Source organism: Collinsella vaginalis (assembly GCF_900176655.1).
Taxonomy (GTDB): Bacteria; Actinomycetota; Coriobacteriia; order Coriobacteriales; family Coriobacteriaceae; genus Collinsella; species Collinsella vaginalis.
In genome coordinates, this window is the sequence record NZ_LT838842.1 from 52,829 (window position 1) to 77,555 (window position 24,727).

Below are 24,727 nucleotides of genomic sequence, written 5' to 3' on the forward strand. Positions count from 1 at the left end.
ATAGGTCTCGAGCATCCGGGAGGCGCAGGTCGTGCGGGTGCCGACCAGGTTCAGGTTGTCCTTCATGGCGAGGGGGACGCCGGCGAGCGGGGGCAGCTCGTCTCCGGCGGCGCGGGCCTCGTCGATGCGGGCTGCGGCGGCGAGGGCAAGGTCAGGGGTGACCTGCAGGTACGCGCCGATGGCGTCATCGCGCGTCTCGATGGCGGCAAGTGCCGCGTTCGCGATCTCGGTAGCAGTGAACGTGCCCGCGCGAACGCCTGCTGCGATGTCAGCTGCGGTCAGGGAATCCAGGTTGAGCGTCATCAGGACTCACCCCCTTCCCCCAGGATGGAGGGAACGCGGAACATGCGGTCTCGAAAGGCGCCGGCATTCTCAAGAGCGTCATCAAGGTCGAGGGCGCGCTCAGCGTCCACAATATCCTCGCGCATCACGTTCGCGAGGGCTCCCGTAGGATGGAACATTGGGGAGATATCCTCATCGAGATATCGCTCAATCGGCTCGATCACCTGGATGGCGTCGTTCAGGTATGCAGTCATCTCGATGAGCTCATCGGGCTCCAAGGCGATATGCGCGTACACCGCGAGGTCGCGGACCTCGTCTTCGCTGAGTGCCATGGCACTCCCTTCCGATTCCATACTGCGATCTATAGGCTCCTCATTATAGGTGGGAGCAGATGACGCACGCACCCGGGGCCGGAGCGGTACGAGGTTTTAACGAGTCGGATGGGGCGAGGGTCTGTCTAGGCCTACGCACGCTGTCGCAAGACATTCGCGCTGCGGGATGTGGGCGCGGGCAGCCCGGATATCCGGGCGCGAGCGCGTGTTGCCGTCATCTCCAAAACCGTGCGGACGATTTTCTCCGGTTTGGTGTGGGTTGTGCATTCGGCTGAAAAAAACTCGTCGGTTTGGTGTGGGTTTTCGACATAACGCAAGGTAGAGCGAATGGCCTTACGCTCTGTACCTGCTATTTCGCAAGTTGAAAAAGGTCTGCTACGTCAGGGGAAGCCAAGAACCCACACTAAACTGACGAGACTATTCCTGGCAATGCGAGAACCCACGCCAAACCGGCTAATATCCACCTCGGTGAGGCGAGATGCGCACACGGCGATCTTCGACAGCGCGGGCGCGCCCACCTCGCAGCAATCGTTGGCGGCGTGATCGTTGACGGCATCAGTTACGTTCGTCTCGAGGCAATCTACGTCAGCATCGCCAGGCGTTCCACACAACAAGCCTCACGCACTCGTTTGTATGGAATGAAAAGGCATTTTGCATTCATCTGATGGCTTACAACTTGCCGCGCTTCCTACGCATCCAAGAAGAATATCTCATCTACATGGAGGTTCAGAAGTTTCGCCATCTTCATTGCGAGCTCAAGCGAGGGATTGTATTTGTCATTCTCAATGGCGATGATCGTCTGTCGGCTTACACCCAGCTCATTCGCCATATCTTCCTGACGCAACCCCGCGTCCTTTCTTAATTGCTTGATCATGTTCCTCATAGAGCATTACCATTTCAGAAAAAGATACATGCCAACGGACAAGATAACCACGATAGATACGACGGCTACGAGGACTGCCTGGGCAAATTGATTTGGCTCTTTGTATTCTTCATCGCCGTCGATCATTTTTGTCTTCATCGCGAGCTGCGAGAACCCCTGCACGCTCACAGCGAGACACAGGATTAAACAAGGAAGTATTTCGAATTGCGCACCGTTCGCACGTGTCTGATACACGTTGAACAGCGCCCATGCGCACAGGGCTATTAGCACGGCTTTATAGCCCAGCTCCTCCGAACGCAGCTGGATGTTCCTATCCATCTCATCCATCTTCTTCATAGCATGTTCCTTCCCGCAGAGATGTAACTGAGATCTTTGATGTCAAGATCTTTTTACATTTTTGATTATACTGGCCGAAACGGGAATGTCAAAAGTTTTTGACATTCTGCCGATAATATTTTTGGACGCTGGGGTGCCAGCCGATCGACCCGTTAGGGCTATGCATCAAGCCTACGCCCACATACCGTCATAGAGCGACGGGCCTCCATCGTTTCCGTGCCCCTCTTTGCTATGTCCAGGCGCGCGGCACAGGTTTCGAAGCCACCCCCTGGATCGCGCAGCTTCGCTTTCTCAACGAGACCCTCGTGATCTTCTTCAGGCCGGGCTCCAATGCCCATACAGCTTGTGCGGAACGCAGCAAACCTCGCGACCTTGGTACGGGTTCTGCACCCGCGGGAACAAACCTCCTCAGTTTGGTACAGGTTTTCGCGGCACAGCAACGTAGCAGGAAACGCAACGGCCCTTTCACCTGCGATTTCCCAGGTGGAAAGACCTCGCCTACTCGGACATCGGGACAAAACCTGTACCAAACTGAGGAGGTTTGCGCGCAGAACGGTAAAACCCGTACCAAGGGCGCGAGGTTCACCAACCGACGCTGTCAGCACCTGGACGGCAATGCGCCCGCTGGGGTATCCACCTAGAGCTGGAATGCCAGGCGAGTCTCGTCACCTGGCAAGGCGAGCGAGCCCCACCTCGGCGCGGCGCGGCGACGCATCTTAATCACAGCCTTCGCGTACAATCGGCATCAACGCGCTTCGTTCCCGCGCCCACATCCGTCGAAAGGCACCCATGCTCATCAGAGAGAAGCTTGCCGCCCGAAAAGACATGTCGGTTGCCGAGGCGAGCATCGCCGACTACCTGCTTGCGCACGGACGCGACCTCGCCCGTTACTCCACGCGCGACCTCTCCGATGCGACATACACCTCCCCTGCCACCGTGGTGCGCCTCTGCAAGAAACTCGGGTTCTCCGGCTTCAACGAGTTCAAGGAGAAGCTTCTCGCTGAGCACCACTACCTTGAGCAGCGCGCCGATGAGGTCGACGCGAACTTCCCCTTCACCAAGGAAGACACCGGGATGCGGACGGCCAATCGGATCGCCCAGCTCCATGCGCAGACCATCGAGGACACCATGTCTCTCCTGCGGTACCGAGACCTGCAGAAGGCAACCCGCCTGCTCGACCGCTGCCATCGCGTGCAGGTGCTCTCCTTCGGAACCGCACTCAACCAAGCGGAGTCCTTCCGCGAGAAGATGCTGAAGATCGGCCGCCGGGTGTCGCTTTCGAGCAACTTGAACTACCAGCTCTATGAGGCAAACTGCCTGACCCCCGATGACCTTGCGATCCTCATCTCCTATTCGGGGGAGACGGAGAAGATCCTCACCGTCGCCGAGATCTGCCGGGGCCGCCATGTCCCGATCCTGGCGCTCACCTCATATGGCGAGAACTCCCTCACCGCGCTCGCCGACTGCAAGCTCACGCTCTCGACCCGCGAGCGGCTCTTCGAGAACACGGCCGACTTCAGTACGCACGTGTCTGTGAACCTGCTACTCGACATCTTGTACTCCTCGGTATTCCTCCTCGACTACGACGGCAACTACCGGCGCAAGCTCGCTTTCACCAGGCAGCTTGAATCCGGTCGACACTCTGATAGCCCCCTCATCATGCCGACCCCCACAGATGTGGATGGTTCCGTGCCGCAAGGGCGCACAGGACCGGAAGCGGCGCGGTAAAAACCGCTCGCCGGCCATTTCAAACCGTCCATCCGATTGGAAACGCGATTTCGCTTCCGGGCTGTCGATGGCCCGGATCTGAGAAACGCCGTTCCCAGCATCCGCCAAGCCCTTCCACCTCGACTGGCCGCCCGGTATATCTGAATGCGGGCACATAACCGAGAACGGGAGGCCGGCATGGCGTTGCCAGATGATTTCCTATGGGGCGGAGCAACCGCCGCGAACCAGATGGAGGGGGCGTACCTCGCCGGGGGCAAAGGTCTCTCCATCGCCGACGTGGAGATGGGGTCGCGCCATGGCGTCCCCCGGGAGATCCATGACGCGGTGCATGCAGGATCCTACTATCCGAGCCACGAGGGCATCGACTTCTACCACCGCTACCGTGAGGACATCGCCCTCATGGCCGAGATGGGGTTCACCTGCTTTCGCCTCTCCATCAACTGGCCGCGGATCTTCCCCAACGGCGATGAGGCCGAACCCAACGAGGAGGGCCTCGCCTTCTACGACCATGTCTTCGATGAGCTGCTGGCGCACGGCATCCAGCCCGTGGTGACGCTTAGTCATTACGAGACCCCGCTGCACCTCGTCCAGGAATACGGGTCCTGGCGCAATCGGGCGCTCATCGACCACTTCGCCCGATTCGCCGAGACGGTCTTCCGTCGGTACCGCGACAAGGTCACCTACTGGATGACGTTCAACGAGATCAACGAGACGATGAACCAGGCGGAACCGTACCACCAAGCGGGTATCCGTCTGCAACCGGGTGAACGGGCCGAGGAGGTTAAGGTCCGCGCCAGCCACCATATGCTCCTGGCGAGCGCCCGGGCAGTCCAGATTGGGCATGAGGTGAACCCGGCTTTCAAGATCGGGTGCATGGTGCAGTACCCGACGACCTACGCGAGGACTTGTGACCCGCGCGACGTCTTGGCCCAGCGGTTCCATATGATGCCGGACTACTACTACACCGATGTCATATGCCGCGGGCGCTACACGAATCTCTGCCGTGCCCAGCTCAAGCGCCTCGGCGTCGCTGGGATTCCCTTCGAGAAAGGGGACTGCGAACTGCTGGCTGCCGGCACGGTCGACTTCATCGCACTCAGCTACTACTTCTCATCCGTGGCCTCAAGCACGGGTGATGACCGCATCGGCGTCAAACGGGACAACCCCTATCTTGAGCGCAGCGCATGGGACTGGCCCATCGACCCGATGGGGCTGCGCATCGGCCTGAACGAACTCTACGACCGCTATCAGATGCCGCTGTTCGTCGTTGAAAATGGCCTCGGGGCCATCGACACCCCCAATCGCGACGGCATCATCGAGGATGATTACCGCATCTCCTACCTCAGCAGCCATATCGAGGCGCTCAAAGCAGCGGTCGAACTCGATTTCGTGGACGTCATCGGCTACACCAGCTGGGGACCGATCGACATCGTGTCCGTTGGGACCGGGGAGATGCGCAAACGTTATGGCTTCATCTATGTTGACAAAGATGACGAGGGGCATGGCACCCTGGCGCGGACGCGGAAGAAGTCATTCTCCTGGTACCGACGCGTCATCGCGACCAACGGAGCGGACATATCGCCGCTGTAGGGAACGACACAGACAGGATCGCACGAGTCGTCTTATATGACAGCATCAAGAAGAAACGAAAGAAGGGAACCGTATGTCTACGCAGGAGATCGCACAGCAGATATTGGACGCCGTGGGCGGACCGGATAACATCGAGGGACTGACGCACTGCGTGACCAGGTTGCGTTTCACCCTGGTTACAAAGGACCGCGTGGACGAGGAGGCCGTCAAGGCCATCCCCGGTGTGCTCGGTGTCGTCGACCAGGGCGGGCAGTTTCAGGTCATCATCGGCCAGACCGTCGGCGCCATGTACGACGCCCTGATCCAGCTCGGCGCGGTGCGCGCCGACGCGGGAAAGGGCATGGTGGCGGAGAGCGGTGAGCGCAAGGGCGTCGTCAACCGCGTGCTCGACACCATCGCGGGCATCTTCTCCCCGATCATGCCCGTCATCGCCGGCGTCGGCATGATCAAGGCCCTGCTTTCCATCTTGAAGCTCTTCGCCCTGATCGACCCCGAGAGCCAGCTCTACTACTTCCTGAGCTTCATCGCCGATGCGGGATATTATTTCCTGCCCATCTACCTCGCGGCCTCAGCGGCGCGCAAATTCCGCTGCAATATGTTTATGTCTATGCTGCTCGGCGCCATGCTGCTGCACCCCCAGTTCTCAGCCCTTGGTGAGAGCGGCGACATCGTGAGCGTCATCGGCCTTCCCGTGCGCATCGTGACCTACTCGTCATCGGTCATCCCGATCCTGTTGATCATCTGGGCGTACTCCTATGTCGAACGGTTTGTGGGGAAGATCGTCCCATCGGTGATCACATTCATCGCGAAGCCGCTGCTCTCGCTGCTCATCATGGCGCCGATCTCCTTCTGCGTCCTCGGGCCCCTCGGCAGCGTCATCGGCGACGGACTCGTCTCGGTACTCCTCAGCATCCAAAACGTCGCGCCCTGGGTCCTGCCCACCGTCATCGGCGCCTTCATGCCCTTCCTTGTCATGACCGGCATGCACTACAGCCTGCTGCCCGCCTATGTGAACTCGCTGTCCGCGCTCGGCTATGAGACGATCATCGGCCCGGGCAACCTGCCGTCCAACATCGCGCAGGGAGCCGCAGCGCTCTGTGTGGCCCTGAAAACACGCAACCGCGATTTCCGCCAGCTTGCCGTTTCGTCTGGTGTCACGGCTCTGCTCGGCGTCACTGAGCCCGCGCTGTTCGGTGTCAACCTGCGCCTTAAGCGACCGCTGATCGCCATGGCGATCGGTGGCGGTCTTGGCGGACTTTACGCAGGCGTCACCGGCGTGCTCCGTTTCGGTGGCGGCGGTGCGGGCCTTGCGGCCATCGGCCTCTACGTGGGCCCCGATCCGATGAACGTCATCAACGCGCTCATCTCCTGCGCGATTTCATTCGTGATCACCTTTGCGGTCATGTGGTTCATCGGGTTCGAAGATATCCCCGCCGAGCAGACCGTCGATGACCCCATGGAAGCGCTTGGGGCGTAAGGAATCCACTGCTACCGGATGGCCCGCGCGTGATTCGCCCCCCCCTGGACCCCTTGGCCCGCATAGGCTGCTCCTTCTCGGCGAATCATGCTCGCGCCCCAAGTCTCTTGGCCCGTGTGAGTTTGTGCAGCGCACTGCAAACCTCGCGCCTTTGGTACGGGTTCTGGACTCGTAGAGATAAACCTCCTCAGTTTGGTACAGGTTTTGCCCTGATGCCCGAGTGGACGAGGCCCTCCCACCTTCGAAATCGCAGGTGGGAGGGCCTCCGCTTTTCCCTCTACTGCACCGTGTCACGAAAACCCGTACCAAACTGAGGAGGTTTGCGCACAGGGCGGTGAAACCTGTACCAAAGGCGCGAGGTTTGCCAACAGGCACTGTCAGATATCCGGCCGACGGGACGCCTACAAGGATTTCCGCCTAGGATTGGGCCTCCGTGTGGATCTCGCCACCTGCACATACGCGTGAGTTCCACCTTGGCAAGGTGCAGCAGCGCATCACGACCACGGCGTTCTCGCACCATCGGCAGCAACGGCGCGGGGTCTGTCACCTAACTCGCGCGCTCAGGCCACACTGCGGTCCGGCCAGCAGGACAGCCCCCTAGGGCTGGTACATCAGGCGGGTCTCGTCGCCAGCCAACGCGAGCGAGAGGTCGCGTTCGAGGTAGCGTTTCGCAAGCCAGCTCGCCATGGGCAGGTTCTGGTCCAGGTAGTTGCCGCATTCGTCTGCCTTCGCCCCGGGGATCTCCCCGGTGAAGTCGCGTACGAACTCGAAGAGCTCGCATACGAGCGGCAAGATCTCCTCGCTCTCCACCTCACCGAACACCACCAGGTAAAACCCGGTTCGACAGCCCATGGGTCCAAAGTACACCACCCGCTTCGACCAGATGGCGTGATTGCGCAGGAACGTCGCCCCCAGATGCTCGATGGTATGGCACTCAGCGGTGTTCATGACCGGCTCCCGATTGGGTGCCGTGAGGCGCAGGTCGAAGGTCGTGACAACCGCGCCCGTCACCGGGTCGGTGTCACGCCGTGACACGTAGACGCCCGGCATGAGCGTCAGGTGGTTCACCGTGAAGCTTGCGATCTTCTCCATATCAGACATGGACGCATCCCCTCTCATATTCATGGTGCAGGCTACCGGCGCCGATCCTCAAGCCAGGCCTCGACCGTATCGGCAACCTGCCGGGCATCGTTGATGTCGAGAACCGGCAGGGCGAGCTGCACCCGCGACGCCATCACGTCGTTGCAGGCGATGGCCACCGTGCCGTCGTCCACAAGGTCAAGCGAGCTCTGGCCGCGCAGGCGATCGACCCCGGAGCGTGCCACCACCACGTTGGGCAGGCCAGCTGCCTTGTAGCCCTCGACAATCACCACATCAACGTCCGTATAGTGGCTCAGCAGCTCCGAGACGGGCACCTCGGCATCCGTGTCTGCGTACTCGGCCACCCGCGTCGCACAGACGAGCCCCACATGCCGGCTGCCCGCCTGGGCATGGCGCCAGGAGTCCTTGCCAGGCACGTCGATGTCGAACCCGTGGTGCCCATGGTGCTTGAGCGATCCCACCCGGAGCCCACGCGCCGTGAGCTCGGCGATGACCTTCTCGACGAGGGTCGTCTTGCCCGAGTTCTGGTAACCGATGAAGGCGAGGGCGGGTGCGGGGTGATGAGACGGTTCGCCCGCGCTGTCCGACACAGACGGCTCACCGGATTCATCGGCACCGTGCCCCCCAGCAAGAGCAGGCACGTCCGCACCCTCCGCGAAACCCACCGCCGCATCCCGCTCCCACAGCCCCGAGTGACCGCCTTCCTTGCGCAGCAGGCGCACATCGACGATCTCCATGCCACGGTCCACAGCCTTGCACATGTCGTAGATCGTGAGGCAGGCCACCGAAGCCCCGGTGAGCGCTTCCATCTCGATCCCGGTCTTGCCGGTGACGCCGCAGGTCACCGTCACATGAAAACCCACGCGGGCGTCAGAACGGGAGCCCTCCCCCGCTGCGGGAATCGGGTCTATCTCGACCTTTGCCTTCGTGATCATAAGCGGATGGCACATCGGGATGAGGTCGCTCGTGCGCTTGCAGGCCATGACACCGGCTACCCGGGCACAGGCGAGAACGTCGCCCTTCTTGGCGCGGTCCTCAAGCACCATGGCCTGGGTCTCCGGGTGCATGAGAATCGTCCCCTCGGCGATGGCGATGCGTCGCGTCTCGTCTTTCTCGGAGACGTCGACCATCCGCACCTCGCCCTTCGCATCAACATGCGTGAGCTCATCGCGGTAGGCGTCGCGCGGGGCCGGGGTGTTCGTATCTGCCATGTGCTCCTCCGATTCAGCTGCCGTCATGGTACCACGCGGCCGATCGGCGGGCCTCAGCCGCCGATCTGCGACATCGCGCGCGCGGTGCCTTCGATGACCTCATGTTCCTCAGGCTTATGGGCGACGGCCGCGCGGTAGGTCTCGAGCACACGGGCATCATCGCCGGCGCGCAGGGCATCGCGGAGCTGGTACTCGGTATCGCTGAACAGGCAGGGCCTGATTGCACCATCGGCGGTCAAGCGCACCCGGTTGCAGGCACTGCAGAAATGGTTCGACATCGCCGAGATGAAGCCCACGGTTCCCGCGGCGCCCGGGAAGCGCCAGTAGCGGGCGGGACCGGCGCCTGAGGGGGCGTCGGTCTCGGCGAGGGGCTCGAGCTCACCGAGACTCGCGGCGCGCGCGGCCGCGTTGATACGGTCCCGCAGCTCCGACGAGGGGACGGTGTCGCTCGCATCCCACTGATCCGGGCGCAGGCCGCCGTCCTCGCCGGAGGCCGCATCAGCCGCATGCAGGTTGCGGGCGCTTTCGTCGCCGATGGGCATGTACTCGATGAAGCGCAGGTGAATGGGGCGGTCGACTGAGAGCCGCGCGAGGCCGAAGACGTCCTGCCCAAGCCGTCTAACCACCACGCAGTTGACCTTCACTGGTGTGAATCCCCAGGTCAGAGCGGCGTCGATACCACGCAGGGTCTGCTCGAGGCGCCCTAGGCGCGTGATCTGGACGAACTGCGCCGCGTCGAGGGTGTCGAGGGAGATGTTCACCCGGTTGAGGCCGGCCTTCTTGAGCTCGGGCGCAAGCTTGGGGAGCAGGGCCCCGTTGGTGGTCAGCGAGATGTCCTCTATCTCGGGAATCGCGCGGATGGCGCGCATGAGGGGGAGCAGACGGTTCGAGACGAGCGGCTCGCCGCCGGTGAGGCGCACCCGGCGGATGCCCTCCCCCGCCGCAAGCGCAACGAAATGGGCCATCTCCTCCACGGTGAGCAGCTCGCCGTGGGCACGCGGGGCCACGCCGTCCTTCGGCATGCAGTACACGCAGCGGAAATTGCATTTGTCGGTGACCGCGATGCGCAGATAGGAGATCTCGCGCCCGAAGGCATCGCGCCGCTGATCACGAGCCATGGCACCCCTTTCGCATGCTGCCGACTATTCTCGTGAGAGCATAGTAACGCTAAACAGCCGGGGCACGCATACGAGATGTCAGCGAGCGCGGTGCCAACGCGCCTGACGTGCAGCGATGCCGGCGACAGTGAAAAACGTATGACAGGGACACGACACCGAGGCGAACGAGACGGAGGCACGGAGCCGGCTTCTACAGCAAGCGTTACCAGGCCTCAGCCTCGCGCGCGCTTCATGCCGCGCAGCACCGCCCGGCGAAGCTCCGGGATGCGCTCTTTGTCCATCGGGGGAACATCAGCGAGCCGGTACGCCAAACCCAGCTGCTCGTATTTGGCCACGCCCATCGTGTGGTACGGCAAGAGCTCCAAGCCGACCACGTTGCGCCAGGGGCCGATCAGGCGGCCGAGCTCCTCGCATTCCTCCACGGTATCAGTGATGCCAGGGACCACCACGTGTCGGATAATCACTTTGATGCCGCGCCGCGCCAGCTCGTCGCCGAACGCGAGAATCCGCTCGAAGGAGCGGCCCGTCAGGCGCCGATGCCCCTCGGGGTCGCTGTGCTTGATGTCGAGCAGTACGAGATCCGTCTCACGCAGGAGGGCGTCGAAGCGCTCGGGGTGGGACGGATCGAACGCGTATCCGCAGCTGTCGAGGCAGGTATGCACCCGCCCCCGCGGCTGCTCGTGCATGGCCTGGAAGAAGTCAGCGAGGAACTCCGGCTGTAGGAGGGGCTCCCCGCCCGAGACCGTCACGCCGCCCGTCTTGTAAAAGGAGCGGTTGCTCTCGAACTGCTCGACCAGGTACTCGACGCTCACCGGTTCGCCCGCGTTGACATCCCAGGTGTCCGGGTTGTGGCAATAGGCGCATCGCATGGGACAGCCCTGCGTGAACGCCACGAACCGGATACCCGGGCCGTCAACGGTGCCCATGGTCTCGACGGAATGGAGCCGGCCGAGCGAGTAGGCGCTCGTCGCCAGATAGGGATCCTCTGTGAACGCCATCTTGGCCATGGCAACCTCCCGCGCCCCACAGCACCCACGAGGCTATGGGCGCCGGTCTTTTCTGTAGGCCCCTACCCTACCCCAGCGACGCCAATCGAGACAGGAGATATGCGACTTGATGGTGTTAATTATCGGGGGCAGTGGTGTGCGGAGTCACAAGCGCACGACGTCGTGCCCATGTTCGTGGCTGCATCCGTAATCACTTGAATCATCGCCGCCGTGCCCGTGCCCGTGCCCGCATGCGCATGCGTCATCGCACCCGTGCTCGCAAATGCCATCGTGCTCGTGCTCGTGTTCACCATGCCCGCTATAATCGTGTCCGCGCACGTCATTACCCTCGTCAAGGGCCGCGCGGGCGTTGCCTGCGGCAACAGCCTCCCGCACAAGCGGCAACAGCGCCTCACGTAGCCACGGTCGATGGATCGTCGGTCCGATGAAGACGCCGACGCCCGCATCGCTCGCAGCAGCTTTGCCCCCGTCGCCCGTGCCCTCGTCGGAAGCCTCCCCTTCAGGGTCCTCGGCCCCGGTGACAGACCACATGCGGTCGACCATATCGAAACGCAGGCGCTGCCCGCCGGCACGGAGCATCCCCTTCGCGCGAACGATCTCCCCGAACACCCCGGCAGAGAGGGCATCCAGAAACCAGATCAAATGGTTCTCCGTCGGCAGCTCGATACCGGAGAGCGACAGGCTCTCGAACGCGTCCTCGGCAGCATCAGCCTCCTCAGCGGGGGCGGCCGCACCCGGATCGAGGGCGTGCGTGAGCAGCTCACTGAACCACGCGTCCTCGAGCTCGTCCCAAGGCCGCGCCTCTATGCGGGCATCGGGGTTCACCGAGCGCACCCAAGCCACAACCTCCTCAAGCTCCCCCACACCGGCCAGCTGCGCCTTCGACACGACCACCACCGGGGCGGTCCGCACCTGATCGAGGTAGATGTCCTGGAAGCGCTCGCGCTGGCGCACCCATGCGGTGGCATCCACGATGGCGAGCGGCTCGAGGAGCGCGATGCGCTCGTAGCTCACCTGGCGCACGTTGTCGAGCACACTCGAGAGCCGCGCCACGCCAGTGGGCTCCACCACCAGATAGGCCGGATCAAGGGTGTTCGAGATCGTCAGCACCGCCGTGGCGAAGTCCTGCTTGCCCGTGCAGCAGATGCAGTTCTCCGTGCTCTCCCAGACGGAGAGCTCGTCGGTCTGAGCGAGCACCTGGGCATCGATATCGGCCTGGCCGTACTCGTTCTCATAGACCACGAAATCGCGACCCGACCGGCGAGCAAGCTCTTGGATGAAGGTCGTCTTCCCCGCCCCGAGAAAGCCCGAGACCACCAGGATGCGCATGTTCGTCCTTCCGCTGTGGGGCATCGCATCGCGCGGGCACAGAGCGCACCCGCCCGTGAGCAGAGGGCTGCGGACGGAACCGAGATCCCGTCCGCAGCCCTGACAATGCGAGCATGGGACCCGCAGGGCCCCGATTCAACCGTGCTAATCGATCACGACGACCGGCTTGATGAGGTCAGCCGGCTTGTCGCGCATGAGGAACAGCGCCTCCTCGAGGTGGTCCCAGCCGTGGAAGACATGGCTGGCCAGCGGGGAGACGTCCAGGCGGCCGGAGGCCACGAGGGCACCGAGCTTCTCCATGCGCAGGCGGCCACCGGGCATGAGGCCGCCACGGATGTCCTTGTGGCCCATGCCGACGCCCCACTCGACGCGCGGGATCGTGACGAACTCGCCGTTGCCGAGGTAGTTGACGTTGCCGATCTTACCACCGGGTTTGAGCGCCTTGACGGCGTCCTCGAAGGTCTCGACGCCGCCGCCGGCCACGATCACGCGGTCGACGCCCTTGCCGTCGGTCATGGCGAGGGCCTGCTCGGCGATGGGGCCGTCCTTGTAGGAGATGAACTCCGTGGCACCGTAGCCGCGCGCGGCCTCGACGCACTTGGGACGGGTGCCCACGGCGATGATGCGGGACGCACCGCGCAGGGCGGCGCCGGCCACGCTCATGAGGCCCACGGGTCCGATGCCGATCACGAGCACGGTGTCACCGAACTGGACGTCGGCGAGCTCGACGCCGTGGAAACCGGTGGGGACCATGTCAGAGAGCATGCAGGCGTCAACCGGGTTGATGTTCTCGGGCAGCAGGGCGAGGTTGCCGTCCGCGTCGTTCACGTGGAAGAACTCGGAGAAGACGCCGTCCTTGAAGTTGGAGAACTTCCAACCGGCGAGCATGCCGCCGGAGTGCATGGAGTACCCGGCCTGGGCCTCGAGGGAGTTCCAGTCGGGGGTAATGGCGGGCACGAGCACGCGATCGCCGGGCTTGAAATCCTTCACGAGCTCGCCGACCTCGACGACCTCGCCGCAGCCCTCGTGGCCGAGGATCATGTTGTGGCGGTCGCCGATGGCGCCCTCCCACAGCGTATGGACATCGGACGTGCAGATCGCAACGGCGAGCGGCTTGACGATGGCATCCATCGGGCCGCAGGCGGGGACCTCCTTCTCGATCCAGCCGGATTCGCCGATCCTGAGCATTGCGTAACCCTTCATAAGGTTCCCTTCTCATCGGGTCGGTGCCCTCGGTTGGCACCACAAGACAGGGCCTCGCTAGGAGGCCTCAACCACATTTTCCCTGAGGACCCCCGTGGGTGACGGAGGGGTTCTGCCGAACGGTGGGCCCAGGGGGATAAACGGCCATAAGTTGACATTTTTTATACAAATAGGGCGGCTTCTTATCCCAATGAGATAAGGAGCCGCCCTTGATGGCGATCTACCTGGTTGTTCGCACTACATGCTGTGGTGGAACGTGCGGGCGATGACCTCGTCCTGCTGCTCGCGGGTGAGGGTGTGGAAGTTCACCGCATAGCCCGACACGCGGATGGTGAGCTGCGGGTACTTCTCGGGATGCTCCTGGGCGTCGAGCAGGGTGTCGCGGTTGAACACGTTGACGTTCAGGTGGTGACCGCCCTTCTCAGCGTACGCGTCGAGCATGCCGACCAGGTTATCAGCCTGGGCCTGGGGTACGTCCTGGACCTTCATGGGTTCCTCCTTGTGGGGATGGGCGCCGGCAGCGGGACGGACTCGCCCCGGGAACTGCCGGCACCGCGTGTGCTGAAACGTGCGCTGCGGCTACTCGCCGTCCACGGCACCCGCAGGCGCCGAGGCGTCGGCTGCGCAGGCGCAGTCGACCGGGTTCTCGATGAGGATGTCATCGAGGTCGATCTCGTTGAACATGACCTCGCCGTCCTTGCCGAGCGCACCCGGCACGATGGAGAAGGTGTTGGAGATGCCGTCCTGCGCGTCGCGGAACGGCAGCTTGGAGACGGAGGACAGCGAGGCGATGGCACCGTGGCTGTCGCGCTTGTGCATGGGGTTCGCACCCGGGGCGAAGGGCACACCGGCGGCGCGGCCGTCGGGGGTGGCGCCGGTCTTCTTGCCGTAGACCACGTTCGAGGTGATCGTCAGCACCGAGGTGGTGGGCACGGAGTTGCGGTAGGTGTCGTTCATGCGGATGAACTCCATGAAACGGTGCACGATGTCGTGCGCGAGGGCGTCTACACGGTCGTCGTCGTTGCCGTACTTCGGGAAGTCGCCCTCGATCTCGAAGTCGACGATGACGCCGTCCTCATCGCGGACGGGGTGCACCTTGGCGTACTTGATCGCCGAGAGCGAGTCCGCCACAACGGAGAGGCCCGCGATGCCCGTGGCGAACCAACGGTGCACGTGCTTGTCGTGGAGCGCCATCTGAATCCGCTCGTAGCAGTACTTGTCGTGCATGTAGTGGATGATGTTCAGCGAGTTCACGTAGACGCCCGCCAGCCACTTCATCATGTCCTCGTACTTCTGCATGACGTCGTCGAAATCGAGGGTGTCGCCCTCGACCACGCGGTACTTCGGACCGACCTGCTTCTTGGAGACCTCGTCGACGCCGCCGTTCAGCGCGTAGAGCAGGCACTTCGCCAGGTTCGCACGGGCGCCGAAGAACTGCATCTCCTTGCCCACGCGCATCGAGGACACGCAGCAGGCGATCGCGTAGTCGTCGCCGTGGTAGACGCGCATGAGATCGTCGTTCTCGTACTGGATCGACGAGCTCGCGATCGAGGTCTTGGCGCAGAACTCCTTGAAGTTCTGAGGCAGGGCCGTGCTCCAGAGCACCGTGAGGTTGGGCTCGGGCGAGGTGCCCATGTTCTCCAAGGTGTGCAGGTAGCGGAAGCTCATCTTGGTGACGAGCGTGCGGCCGTCCACGCCCATGCCGCCGATGGACTCGGTCACCCACTGCGGATCGCCGGTGAAGAGCGCCTGGTACTCAGGAGTACGGGCGAATTTGACCATGCGGAGCTTCATGATGAAGTGGTCGACGAACTCCTGAATCTGCTCCTCGGTGAAGGTGCCGCGGGCGAGGTCGCGCTCGGCGTAGATGTCGATGAAGGTGCTCGTGCGGCCGATGGACATCGCGGCGCCGTTCTGCTCCTTCACGGCGGCCAGGAACGCGAAGTACATCCACTGGATGGCCTCCTGCGTGTTGGTGGCCGGGCCGGAGATGTCGTAACCGTAGAAGTCGGCCATCATCTTGAGCTCGCCGAGGGCGCGGATCTGCTCGGACAGCTCCTCGCGATCGCGGATGTTCTCCTCGGTCATGATGACGGGCGTGGAGGCCTTCTGAGCCTGCTTGTCGCGGATGAGGTAGTCCACGCCGTAGAGGGCGACACGGCGGTAGTCGCCGATGATGCGGCCGCGGCCGTAGCCGTCGGGCAGGCCCGTGATGATATGCGCCGAACGGCAGGCGCGCATCTCATCGGTGTAGGCGTCGAAAACGCCTGCGTTGTGGGTCTTGCGGCGGTAGGTGTAGGTCTCGACGACCTCGTCATCGACCTTGTAGCCGTGCTGCGCAGCCGCCTGCACGGAGATGCGGATGCCGCCGTTAACATGCAGGGCGCGCTTGAGCGGCTTCTCCGTCTGAAGACCGACGATGGTCTCCTTGTCGGGGTGCGCGTTGTCGATGTAGCCCGCCGGATGGCTGCAGATACCGGTGACCGTCTTGGTGTCCATGTCGAGCACGCCACCCTGCTCGCGCTCCTTCAGCAGGAGATCGAGGACCTGGCTCCACAGGTCTTTCGTGCGCTCGGTCGGCCCGGCGAGGAAGGCGTCGTCGCCCTCATACGGGGTGTAGTTCTTTTGGATGAAGTCGCGGACGTCAACCTCCTGCTCCCAGGTGCCGCCCTCGAAACCGTCCCATGCCTGCTGCATTCTGTGACCACGCTCCTTGTCGTCACGTTGTGCGGCCCACGGAACCCGTGCTCCGCCGTTGAGTTGAACCGGCATGGGCGCTGGAAGCGCCGCCGCACCGCCTAGAGTGCGGTCATGCCGACAGAAATCTGCCCGGAAATGATACCACGGGCTAACATTAGGCTCGGCACCGTTCACCGAATAAGCGCGGACGCACGTGCGCGGGGTTCAAAGGAACGAGTGTGCGAGACAGGCTGGCCGGTTTGGCGCGGGTGAGGCCGGGGATGGGGGCCAAAGGCCCCGGCACGCAGGTCAGCTCGGCGCGCAGGTCAGCCCGGCGCGCGCCCCGGCCTTCCAATTCAAATTCTCGCCGGCTTGGTACGGGTTTCAGCTACCTGCTTCTAAACCTCGTCAGTTTGGTACAGGTTTTTATGTTCGGGCGTAGTAGCCCGGTATACTGCATCGCCCTGACCAGCGGATCTAGGAGCACCCAGAGGCCGTATACTCCACGCACGCGTGAAAAGCTGTACCAAACTGACGAGGTTTTCTCCTGAGCGAGCAAAACCTGTACCAAACCGCCGAGCTTTCGCCTTGTGCGTGGCTCAGTCGCTGCACCGGTGCACAGCAGGCCGCCGGCCGCACACGTCTCCGCATGCGACCGACGGCTGGAGCCTGTTATGTCCGCGGATCTGCCCTGCCAGGCAGGTGCGCCCCGCCTACATCCTGCGGCGCGCACGGATCGCGTCGCGCACGATGGCCTTGCTCATGAGGTAGGTGACGAGGAAGTACCCACCGTAGGCCAACACGAAGATCAGCACCGCGAGCCCGATGATCGACCCGATCGACACGCCGCCGAGCAGCTCAACCATCCTCACGACCACCCGTAGGGCGATCATCGAATGGGCGAGGCCGACGATAAGGGGAAAGAGGAAGAAGATCGTCTGCTGGGTGAGGACCGAGTGCATGATCTGCCGTCGCGGGGTGCCGAGCTCAGAGAGCACGCGGCAGCTGGGGCTCGCATCGGACACACCCGAGAGCTGCTGGATCGTGAGGATGGCCGCGCAGGAGATCACAAGCACGAACCCGATGTAGATCGCCAGGTAGCTCACCATGCCGTTCATGCTGTTCGTGGATTCGTAGATCGAGGTGCGCGTGGCGGCCAGGCCCATGAAGGCGACATACCTGCCATCCTCCCGCGGCGTCCACTCAGCGCTGTAGCTGAGATCTTCGACGGCCTTGTCGCCCTCTTCAACCGAAAGGCCCTCGCGGTAGTTGGCGAGCAGGTAGCTCGTCTCCACCGGGAACTGGGACTCGTCGATCACACGGTCGGGCACGACGATGCTGCCGGAGTTGGAGACCTGCGCGTTGGAGAAGGCGATCCGCTCCTCCGCGAGGTTGGAGGTGACCGGGTGCAGGGTGTTCCCGTTCAGCGTGAGAGGGACGCCCTGACCCATTGTCGTGCGGTAGATATCGGCCACTGACGTCCCCATGTCCGAGGTGATCAGGTATCCGTCCTCGCCGAGGTCGATCGCATCCTTGCCGCGAAACGCCAGGTACGCGTTGAAATCGCTCTGACGGACCAGCATGATGCCCTGGGTGACCACGTCGGCGTACTCCATGCCGGCAGGCAGGTCGCGGCCGATCGCCTGAAGCAGGTCAAGCAGGGTCACCTGCGGCGTATCCTCTCCGATGGGGGTCGAGGAGTAGGCGTTCACCTGCGTCGAGCTGCCCACGATCCGGCTCATGTCAACGGATGCGCCGCTCTCGTCCCGCACATTCTTCATGAGGTCCAACGGCTCGGTCACCTGCACCCACTCGGTCTCGGACGTTCCATCGGCGGCCACCACGCGGTTCCCAGCATAGATGGCGTTCATTGAGAAGTCTGCCGGACACGAGCTCTCTGCAGCGGTGTTCATCGCATTCACGATCGACATGCCGCCGGTCACCGAGGTGATGGCGAGGAAGAGGATCATCGCGATCACCGCCATCGAGAGCGATACCGTGTTCACCTTCGCAGCGAGCTGCCGCAGGGTGAACATGTTGAGCCCGCGCCAGTAGAGGCCCCGCATGAAGGCGAGGATCCGGAGCAGGAAGCCCGAGAGGCCGAAGAAGAGCAGCAGGGTGCCGGCGATAACGATGCCGGTTGTGATCAGGAAGGCGTTGAACTGCTCTGTGGTGCCACCGAGTGGCAGGCCGTCTTCCAGAAGACGGGCATAGGCAACGCCGACCAGCGCGATGCCGACCACAAACAGGATGGCCGCGATCCAAGGATTGCGCACCTTGATGGCCTCGTTCACACGGCCCGCGCCCATGAGGTCGGCGATCTTCGCCCGTGCCACCACCCGTAGGTTGAACACGAGCGTGACCAGGAAGATCACGGCCAGGCACGCCACGGTCATGAGGAGGGCGCTGGTGGAGAAGAAGAAGCGGAAATTGGCGATCTGCGTCTTGAACAGCGAGGCGGTGAAGAAGGTCATGACCTGCGACAGGGCGACGCCGAACACGATGCCGAGCACGAGCGCCGTGGCCGAGACGAGCAGCGTCTCGAGGGCCATGATGCGCGCCACCTGGCCGCGCCCCATGCCGAGCACCTGGTAGAGGCCGAATTCCTTCTTGCGGCGCTTCATGATGAAGTTGTTCGCGTACACCATGAGGAAGCCCATCACGAAGGCGAGGAAGATCGTCACCCCTCGGATGAGGCCACCAAGAAACTCCGCCATATCCGCGTTGTCGATACCGGCGTAGTCGATCTGCATCGAGATGGTGTTGAAGGCGTAGAACATGATGACGGCGAACGTGAGCGTGAGCAGGTAGACCAGGTAGTCCCTGCCGGCGCGACGCACGTTGCCCCAAGCGAGTTTACAGAGCATCGGCGTTGTCACCGCCCATCATGGCCACAACCTCCATGATACGGTCGAAGAAGGCGCGGCGCGGCGCGTCGCCGCGGCGGAGCTCGGTGAAGAGGTGGCCGTCGCGGATGAAGAGCACGCGGGAGGTGTAGCTCGCGGCGAAGCTGTCATGCGTGACCATGAGGACGGTCGCGCGGTCGCGCTCGTTCATGGTCTCCATGCTCTCAAGCAGCAGGCGCGCGTTCTTGGAGTCGAGGGCGCCGGTGGGCTCGTCGGCCATGATGACGGCCGGGTTCGTCACGAGGGCGCGGGCGGCGGCCACACGCTGCTGTTGACCGCCTGAGAGCTGATAGGGATAGCGGTCGAGGGCCTCGGCTATGGAGAGGTGCGCGGCCACGGCATCCACGCGCTCGAGCACCTCGCGGGCCGGACGCCGCGCGATCGTGAGCGGCAGGGCGATGTTCTCACGGGCGGTAAGCGTGTCGAGCAGATTGGAGTCCTGGAAGATGAAACCCAGCTGCTCGCGGCGGAAGCGCGTGAGCTTCTCCGATCTGAGCGCGGCGACGTCGACCCCGTTCACAAGGACCTTGCCGCTGGTGACGCTGTCGATGGTGGAGATGCAGTTCAGCAGCGTGGACTTGCCGGAGCCCGACGGCCCCATGATGGCCACGAACTCACCGCGCTCGATGGTGAACGACACATCCGCAAGGGCATGCACGACGTTGCCGCGTGAGCCGAAGACCTTCTCGATATGGCGCACCTCTAGGACTGGGCGCTCCGATGTTGGCATGGGAACCTCCTTGTCGTTGGCCGCGCGAGCCGTTTGGCCGGCACGGCCTGGTTGACTATCCATGATCCCATGGTGGCAGGAGGTACGCAGGGCCGCCATCGATTTGGCTTACAGGCGGCTTGCGCTTTTGTAAGGTTAGTATTGTGCGTTCGAGCACATCTGCTTCCCACAAGTATGCTTCAAGCATGGAAACCAAAGTGTAGATAAAACGAGGCCTGGAATATGGCTGAGATCTTTTCGTCAGTTCAGAATCCACTCCATTAAAAAGGGATGAGTTGAAATACATAGAGGACTATATACATTAAGTTATGATTCTGAAAAGGACTATCCCTGCATGGCAGCATCTCTATATAGCAACTTATTAGAGAAATAAGTACCTATCAGATAAATATTATCTGATAGGTACTATTAAATTGGATTATTAGCTAACTACAACCCCAGCACACGCGCTCGCTCAGATATCGCCGACATTGCCTGCGCGCACAAGTCATCGAACTCCGCGCCGGGATCGGTTTCCGTTTCACGTCCGCGACCCGGGTGCAGGATATCCCACCGGGATATGCGCCCCGCAGCACGGCCCTTACCAGGGGCGTGATTGCCGAAACCCGGAACGATAGAGTTCCAGACTGGCACGTAACGGGCAATGAGCGCGGACTCGGTAAGCGGTACCCACACCGCGTTGAGCACCAGCATCCGGCAGTAAAAGTGAGCCACGTCAAGGTTAACTGCCTGCTCTATTGACTTGCGATGGTCATTTGAGACACGGTCATATAGACGTGATCCAGCAAGAGGTGTGTCAACGGCCCTCGTGTCCAGCTCGGAACCGGTGAGGGTCTTCGGGCCAGCCTTGCCGATGTAGATCGGAAACGCGCCAGGGTTGCACATATTGATGTCGGATAGCTCCGCATACGCCGGAAAGTCACCGGCGTAGAACAGCGCATACACCCCGTCGCCGTAAAACCTCTCAATGTCGGCGAGGGGCATCAGCTCAGAGGTCATCAGCTCGCGGGCAAGGGACTCTGAAAGCGAGGAGTAGTCGAGCGGGTTATACGAGCGCGGTCTCATGCCTCACCACCCCGTCGGTCTCTGCTATAAGCATGGAGTTCATCAGCTTCCGCGCCGTGTCCTCACGCAGGGCGCACGCCACTGAGGCGGCGATAGTACGAGCAAGCTCAACAGGGACAGCGTTGCCGATCTGGCGCAAGGCCTCAGTCCATGACCCACAGAACTCGTAGCCGTCCGGGAACGTCTGAACGCGCGCAGCCTCGCGAGCAGTCATGTAGCGGAGAGATCCATCGGGATAGCGGATCATGTTCTCGCCACCAGGCACCCCATGAACGCCGGCCTTAATTGCTTTGCTCGGTTTGCCAAGCTCTGATCCAGTGTGCCCCGGGTAGGCACGCGCCTCACCGCCACGAGACTCGTTATTGAGAGGTGGGGCGTTCTTTATCGCATCGCCGAGCGTGGACCAAGGGAGAAGCCCGTGCCCATGTGTACGCCGGGGGAACGCCCATAATGCCTCGACGTCTGAGCGAAATCCGACGATGATGACCCTGTGACGGTGCTGTGGCACACCATAGTCGGCCGCGTCTATGACGGTGGGAACGACCTCGTACCGGACCGCTTCGTGGTTTGCACTGGTGTGACTGCGAGAAAGGCGAACTGCATGTTGCTCCCATGTTTCCTCATCGTGTTTTGCGAGCGACGGGTGCTGGAGCCTGAGAAGAATGTACTCGTAGTATTGATGGAAGCTCTCGCGCGTGAGCCCTTTCACGTTCTCGCAGATAAACGCACGTGGTTTGAGCGCGGCAAGGATCGCGGTGTATGCGGGAAACATATCCCGCTTATCCGCCTCGGCACGGGAGAGCCCGCCGAGTGAGAACGGCTGGCACGGTGGCCCGCCTGCCAGGAGGTCAATGCCACGCGGCAGGAACGACCAGTCAACGTCGCGAACGTCTCCCTCGATGATGCGCATGTCCTCGTCAATCAGAGGAAAGCCTTTCGCCTGATTGAGCCTGAGGGTGTCGCAGCAGTTGTGCTCCCACTCAGCGGCCGCAAGGTGTCTGAACCCCGCAAGCGAGGTGCCAAGCAGTAAGCCACCCGCCCCCGCGAACAACTCGACAGCGGTGAGGTCGCCGTTGGAGTCCATTACACACCTTCCGATCAAAACAGTTAGCCTGATAGCATGATAGGGCAAGCCCGTGCACGAGCAACATGATCAAATTATCTCCTACTGTGCGGACAAAAAGCGAACTAATGCTACGGGTGCTACCCCATCGATGCGGAGGGACGACTGCATGCTAAAATGCTTTCTCTCTCGCATGGCTGGATAAGGCTGCAGCCTACGCCCATGAGGCCAAGTGTATGGGCACAGGCAGCGACACCGCCCCTCTCGAAGTCTCGTGCGTATGAACCGCTGACCGTGCAAGATTCGCGCTTTTGACGGAATGAAAGGCAGTATTTTGACCTGTCAGCTCACGGGCGACCGCGAGTGGCGGCGGTGCGGCAGGCGTGTGTCGTAAGCGGTACGATGCCGCACCTGGACAGTACGGGCGTCGCCGCATGCACGGGAACCCGTGCGTCAGCGCACGGACCCCGCCGCGCGGACCCGCTCGACGACGCGGACCATCGTCTCGTCGACGCGGTCCCGCTTGAGCTCGCATTCCCAGATGACGATCGTGGTCCAGCCGAGGTCCTCGAGCTCGGCAAGGGCCCGCGCGTCGCGCTCCTGGTTTCGGGCGAACTTAGCCTCCCAAAACGCGGTGTTGCGCTTGGGCACGCGCGGGCTGCAGCGCGGGCACCGGTGCCAGAAGCAACCGTTCACGAAGATCGCCACGCGCCGACCGGGGAACGCGATGTCCGGCCGACCCGGCGCCTTCTTCCACTGCAGGCGGTAGCCGGTGAGGCCCGCTGCCCGCAAGCGCTGCCGCACCAGCAGCTCGGGCTTGGTGTCCGACCGGGTGTTCCCCTTCATGGAGCGGCGGATGGCGCGCCGGCGGCCAACCAGGTCATCGCCTGCAGCAAGATGCCGCACGAATTCGACGTCCGCGTCCATCCAGGCAAGGTCCATGAGGTCGGCGCGGGCCACCCAGCGGAGATCCTGCTGGCGATCGGCGAGCACCGGCTCTGCCGTGGGGCCCTCGAGTTCGCAGAGGAAGCACTCCATCGAGAGGTGGAAATCCTCGTAGTCGTACTCGACGGTGTAGCAGGACCTGAGGTCGGTGACGCTCACCGAGAGCTCCTCAAGGAGCTCTCGGCGGCAGGCCTCCTCGGCAGTCTCATGCCGCTCGACCTTGCCGCCCGGAAACTCCCAGCGCCCTGTCAGCGGACCGTACCCCCGCCGGGCGCAGAGCACCTCGTCGCCGCGGCAGATGACGCCCGCGGCCACATGCACGACACGCACGGGTCCTAGCGCTCCTCGGGGTAGACGACGCCCCAGTCACCGCGCAGACGATCCATCAGGGCCATGACATCTGTGGCGTAGTCCAGAAGCTCGCGCTTGGAGCTGTCGCCGGCGACGGCTGCCTCGAGATCGGCGAGCTCGTAGCAGAGCGCGTAGGCCTCCTCCCCCACCGTGATCTCCTCGCGGCGGCCGTTGTCGGTCCACACGATCGTGGCGCGGTCGGCGCGCGGGTACTCGTTGACCTCGATGTAGCAGCGCTCGAAGCTGATGACCGCGCGCTTGGGCTGCTTGGAGTGGAGCGAGAGCGAGAAGACGCCGAGCTGGCCCTCGGCGTTGCGCGTGATGAAGCCGCTGGTTTCATCGACACCGGTGCTCGCGAGGTTGGCGAGGGAGACGACCTCATCGGGCTGGCTCGCCATGAAGAGCCGCGCGATGGAGAGCGCGTAGACGCCGATATCGAGCATGGCGCCACCCGCGAGCTTGGGATTGTAGAAGCGGTTTGTGAGGTCGCCATACGGCTTGAAGCTGCCGAAATTCACCTGCGCAAGGTTCATGCAACCGAACTCGCCGGCCTCCGCGCGCCGACACAGCTCGGTGTAGAGCGGCATGTGAAGGATGGTCGTGGCGTCCATGAGGACCACATCGTTGGCCTCGGCGATGTGTCGGGCCTCGGCGAGCTCCTCACCGTTCAGCGTGATGGCCTTCTCGCACAGGACGTGCTTGCCGGCAGCGAGCGCCGGGCGCAGATACGTGATGTGCGTGTTGTGCGGCGTGGTGATGTAGATGGCGTCGATCTCAGGATCGCGATACAGATCCTCGAAGGAGTCGTAGACGCGCCCCACGTTATGAGCCTGCGCGAAAGCCTCGGCCTTCTCCCGTGTGCGGTTCGCCACACCGGCGAGCCTGCGGCCGGCGAGCGCCAGGGACTCGGCCATCTGATTGGCGATGACACCGCAGCCGATCACCGCCCAGCGCAGCTCAGGTGCCGTGAAGATATCTGCTGGGAAAGGCTTGCCCGCAACGGATGCGAACGCGGCCCTGGCCGCAGCCGCCGCGTCGATGGGGCCGCCCGCCGTTGTGGTTGCCTTGTTCTCTCCCATAAGGACCTCCTTTGGTAGGTGAACGCGCCCCGTATTGTCGCATGGCGTGCAGCCTCTGTGGAGCAGCGCGCGTCAAATGTGGAGCGTCGGTTTGGAAAAGGTGGTTCAAAATTAGACGTTTTTTACTATCTACCTGCCTGTTCATCCCCTTTGCAAAGACATATAAGTCTTTCTTTATGGTTAGCTTCCGAGGAGCGGGACATAATGGCATCAGCGCGATGGAGTTGCAGCACCTTCGTCGCGCCCAACAGGTGGACGAGCGAGGAGGCCGCGCATGTATTCTTCCAAAGATGCAACACGCACTTCTTCAGT

Annotated in this window: 21 protein-coding genes; 3 read left to right on the top strand and 18 right to left on the bottom strand. The window is 62.7% G+C overall.

What is annotated here, in order from left to right:
* The 4 genes from CAP13_RS00240 to CAP13_RS00255 form a co-directional block, all read right to left on the bottom strand.
* A partial coding sequence (locus tag CAP13_RS00240; protein WP_245798836.1) for an amidase family protein occupies positions 1 to 303 on the bottom strand: 303 nt, incomplete at its 3' end.
* A complete protein-coding gene (locus CAP13_RS00245) occupies positions 303 to 614 on the bottom strand; it encodes an Asp-tRNA(Asn)/Glu-tRNA(Gln) amidotransferase subunit GatC (protein WP_085829683.1) in 312 nt (103 codons plus the stop codon). The genes CAP13_RS00240 and CAP13_RS00245, both read right to left, overlap by 1 nt.
* Before the next feature lie 688 nt (positions 615 to 1,302).
* Entirely contained in the window at positions 1,303 to 1,488 is a 186-nt protein-coding gene (locus CAP13_RS00250) for a helix-turn-helix transcriptional regulator (RefSeq protein WP_245798837.1), read from the bottom strand.
* Between the two features lie 15 nt (positions 1,489 to 1,503).
* Positions 1,504 to 1,833 carry a hypothetical protein gene (locus tag CAP13_RS00255; RefSeq protein WP_085829685.1) on the bottom strand — a complete coding sequence of 110 codons (330 nt, stop codon included), beginning with the start codon at positions 1,831 to 1,833 and terminating at the stop codon, positions 1,504 to 1,506.
* Between the two features lie 825 nt (positions 1,834 to 2,658).
* Here CAP13_RS00255 and CAP13_RS00260 point away from each other — a divergent pair.
* The 3 genes from CAP13_RS00260 to CAP13_RS00270 all read left to right on the top strand — a co-directional run bounded on the left by CAP13_RS00260 (position 2,659) and on the right by CAP13_RS00270 (position 6,628).
* Positions 2,659 to 3,561, top strand: a complete 903-nt coding sequence (locus CAP13_RS00260; protein WP_245798838.1) for a MurR/RpiR family transcriptional regulator — start codon at positions 2,659 to 2,661, stop codon at positions 3,559 to 3,561.
* 177 nt (positions 3,562 to 3,738) lie between these two features.
* Positions 3,739 to 5,151 carry a 6-phospho-beta-glucosidase gene (locus CAP13_RS00265; RefSeq protein WP_085829687.1) on the top strand — a complete coding sequence of 471 codons (1,413 nt, stop codon included), beginning with the start codon at positions 3,739 to 3,741 and terminating at the stop codon, positions 5,149 to 5,151.
* 73 nt (positions 5,152 to 5,224) lie between these two features.
* Complete coding sequence (locus CAP13_RS00270) at positions 5,225 to 6,628, top strand: PTS transporter subunit EIIC (RefSeq protein WP_085829688.1); 1,404 nt, start codon at positions 5,225 to 5,227, stop codon at positions 6,626 to 6,628.
* Between the two features lie 597 nt (positions 6,629 to 7,225).
* Here the strand turns inward: CAP13_RS00270 and CAP13_RS00275 are convergent.
* The 14 genes from CAP13_RS00275 to CAP13_RS00340 all read right to left on the bottom strand — a co-directional run bounded on the left by CAP13_RS00275 (position 7,226) and on the right by CAP13_RS00340 (position 24,415).
* Entirely contained in the window at positions 7,226 to 7,720 is a 495-nt protein-coding gene (locus tag CAP13_RS00275) for an S-ribosylhomocysteine lyase (RefSeq protein WP_085829940.1), read from the bottom strand.
* Positions 7,721 to 7,761: 41 nt separating this feature from the next.
* The gene (gene moaC / locus CAP13_RS00280) at positions 7,762 to 8,940 is read right to left on the bottom strand and encodes a cyclic pyranopterin monophosphate synthase MoaC (RefSeq protein ID WP_085829689.1); all 1,179 of its coding nucleotides are present in this window, start codon (positions 8,938 to 8,940) and stop codon (positions 7,762 to 7,764) included.
* A 53-nt stretch (positions 8,941 to 8,993) separates the two neighbouring features.
* Entirely contained in the window at positions 8,994 to 10,058 is a 1,065-nt protein-coding gene (gene moaA / locus CAP13_RS00285) for a GTP 3',8-cyclase MoaA (RefSeq protein WP_085829690.1), read from the bottom strand.
* Between the two features lie 212 nt (positions 10,059 to 10,270).
* Positions 10,271 to 11,056 (bottom strand): pyruvate formate-lyase-activating protein, encoded by a 786-nt coding sequence (gene pflA / locus CAP13_RS00290; RefSeq protein ID WP_425429813.1) that lies wholly within the window; start codon positions 11,054 to 11,056, stop codon positions 10,271 to 10,273.
* A 153-nt stretch (positions 11,057 to 11,209) separates the two neighbouring features.
* Positions 11,210 to 12,394 (bottom strand): GTP-binding protein, encoded by a 1,185-nt coding sequence (locus tag CAP13_RS00295; protein WP_085829692.1) that lies wholly within the window; start codon positions 12,392 to 12,394, stop codon positions 11,210 to 11,212.
* Positions 12,395 to 12,538: 144 nt separating this feature from the next.
* Positions 12,539 to 13,597 (bottom strand): NAD(P)-dependent alcohol dehydrogenase, encoded by a 1,059-nt coding sequence (locus CAP13_RS00300; protein ID WP_085829693.1) that lies wholly within the window; start codon positions 13,595 to 13,597, stop codon positions 12,539 to 12,541.
* A gap of 237 nt (positions 13,598 to 13,834) precedes the next feature.
* Positions 13,835 to 14,086, bottom strand: a complete 252-nt coding sequence (gene grcA3, locus CAP13_RS00305) for an autonomous glycyl radical cofactor GrcA3 (protein ID WP_085829694.1) — start codon at positions 14,084 to 14,086, stop codon at positions 13,835 to 13,837.
* Positions 14,087 to 14,176: 90 nt separating this feature from the next.
* Entirely contained in the window at positions 14,177 to 16,294 is a 2,118-nt protein-coding gene (gene pflB / locus CAP13_RS00310) for a formate C-acetyltransferase (protein WP_085829695.1), read from the bottom strand.
* 695 nt (positions 16,295 to 16,989) lie between these two features.
* On the bottom strand, positions 16,990 to 19,143 hold the full coding sequence (locus CAP13_RS00315; RefSeq protein ID WP_085829696.1) for an FtsX-like permease family protein: 2,154 nt from the start codon (positions 19,141 to 19,143) through the stop codon (positions 16,990 to 16,992).
* On the bottom strand, positions 19,133 to 19,912 hold the full coding sequence (locus tag CAP13_RS00320) for an ABC transporter ATP-binding protein (RefSeq protein WP_085829697.1): 780 nt from the start codon (positions 19,910 to 19,912) through the stop codon (positions 19,133 to 19,135). The genes CAP13_RS00315 and CAP13_RS00320 overlap by 11 nt, the downstream gene beginning before the upstream one ends.
* A 429-nt stretch (positions 19,913 to 20,341) precedes the next feature.
* Positions 20,342 to 20,977 carry an Eco29kI family restriction endonuclease gene (locus tag CAP13_RS00325; protein WP_085829698.1) on the bottom strand — a complete coding sequence of 212 codons (636 nt, stop codon included), beginning with the start codon at positions 20,975 to 20,977 and terminating at the stop codon, positions 20,342 to 20,344.
* On the bottom strand, positions 20,958 to 22,061 hold the full coding sequence (locus tag CAP13_RS00330) for a DNA cytosine methyltransferase (RefSeq protein WP_085829699.1): 1,104 nt from the start codon (positions 22,059 to 22,061) through the stop codon (positions 20,958 to 20,960). The genes CAP13_RS00325 and CAP13_RS00330 overlap by 20 nt, the downstream gene beginning before the upstream one ends.
* 432 nt (positions 22,062 to 22,493) lie before the next feature.
* Positions 22,494 to 23,315 (bottom strand): DNA mismatch endonuclease Vsr, encoded by an 822-nt coding sequence (vsr, locus tag CAP13_RS00335; protein ID WP_085829700.1) that lies wholly within the window; start codon positions 23,313 to 23,315, stop codon positions 22,494 to 22,496.
* A gap of 5 nt (positions 23,316 to 23,320) precedes the next feature.
* Positions 23,321 to 24,415: a Gfo/Idh/MocA family protein gene (locus CAP13_RS00340; protein ID WP_085829701.1), complete on the bottom strand. Its 1,095-nt coding sequence runs from the start codon at positions 24,413 to 24,415 to the stop codon at positions 23,321 to 23,323.
* Between the last annotated feature and the right edge of the window lie 312 nt (positions 24,416 to 24,727).

Excerpts from the sequence above, each read along its gene's own strand:
- CAP13_RS00250 (WP_245798837.1), bottom strand. The coding sequence starts at position 1,488 with ATGATCAAGCAATTAAGAAAGGACGCGGGGTTGCGTCAGGAAGATATG.
- CAP13_RS00340 (WP_085829701.1), bottom strand. The coding sequence starts at position 24,415 with ATGGGAGAGAACAAGGCAACCACAACGGCGGGCGGCCCCATCGACGCG.
- moaA (WP_085829690.1), bottom strand. The coding sequence starts at position 10,058 with ATGGCTCGTGATCAGCGGCGCGATGCCTTCGGGCGCGAGATCTCCTAT.
- CAP13_RS00300 (WP_085829693.1), bottom strand. The coding sequence starts at position 13,597 with ATGAAGGGTTACGCAATGCTCAGGATCGGCGAATCCGGCTGGATCGAG.
- CAP13_RS00275 (WP_085829940.1), bottom strand. The coding sequence starts at position 7,720 with ATGGAGAAGATCGCAAGCTTCACGGTGAACCACCTGACGCTCATGCCG.
- CAP13_RS00325 (WP_085829698.1), bottom strand. The coding sequence starts at position 20,977 with ATGAGACCGCGCTCGTATAACCCGCTCGACTACTCCTCGCTTTCAGAG.
- moaC (WP_085829689.1), bottom strand. The coding sequence starts at position 8,940 with ATGGCAGATACGAACACCCCGGCCCCGCGCGACGCCTACCGCGATGAG.
- CAP13_RS00295 (WP_085829692.1), bottom strand. The coding sequence starts at position 12,394 with ATGCGCATCCTGGTGGTCTCGGGCTTTCTCGGGGCGGGGAAGACGACC.
- CAP13_RS00245 (WP_085829683.1), bottom strand. The coding sequence starts at position 614 with ATGGCACTCAGCGAAGACGAGGTCCGCGACCTCGCGGTGTACGCGCAT.
- CAP13_RS00265 (WP_085829687.1), top strand. The coding sequence starts at position 3,739 with ATGGCGTTGCCAGATGATTTCCTATGGGGCGGAGCAACCGCCGCGAAC.
- CAP13_RS00330 (WP_085829699.1), bottom strand. The coding sequence starts at position 22,061 with ATGGACTCCAACGGCGACCTCACCGCTGTCGAGTTGTTCGCGGGGGCG.
- CAP13_RS00260 (WP_245798838.1), top strand. The coding sequence starts at position 2,659 with ATGTCGGTTGCCGAGGCGAGCATCGCCGACTACCTGCTTGCGCACGGA.
- grcA3 (WP_085829694.1), bottom strand. The coding sequence starts at position 14,086 with ATGAAGGTCCAGGACGTACCCCAGGCCCAGGCTGATAACCTGGTCGGC.
- pflA (WP_425429813.1), bottom strand. The coding sequence starts at position 11,056 with ATGGCGTTCACAGAGGATCCCTATCTGGCGACGAGCGCCTACTCGCTC.
- CAP13_RS00255 (WP_085829685.1), bottom strand. The coding sequence starts at position 1,833 with ATGAAGAAGATGGATGAGATGGATAGGAACATCCAGCTGCGTTCGGAG.
- pflB (WP_085829695.1), bottom strand. The coding sequence starts at position 16,294 with ATGCAGCAGGCATGGGACGGTTTCGAGGGCGGCACCTGGGAGCAGGAG.
- CAP13_RS00270 (WP_085829688.1), top strand. The coding sequence starts at position 5,225 with ATGTCTACGCAGGAGATCGCACAGCAGATATTGGACGCCGTGGGCGGA.
- CAP13_RS00315 (WP_085829696.1), bottom strand. The coding sequence starts at position 19,143 with ATGCTCTGTAAACTCGCTTGGGGCAACGTGCGTCGCGCCGGCAGGGAC.
- CAP13_RS00320 (WP_085829697.1), bottom strand. The coding sequence starts at position 19,912 with ATGCCAACATCGGAGCGCCCAGTCCTAGAGGTGCGCCATATCGAGAAG.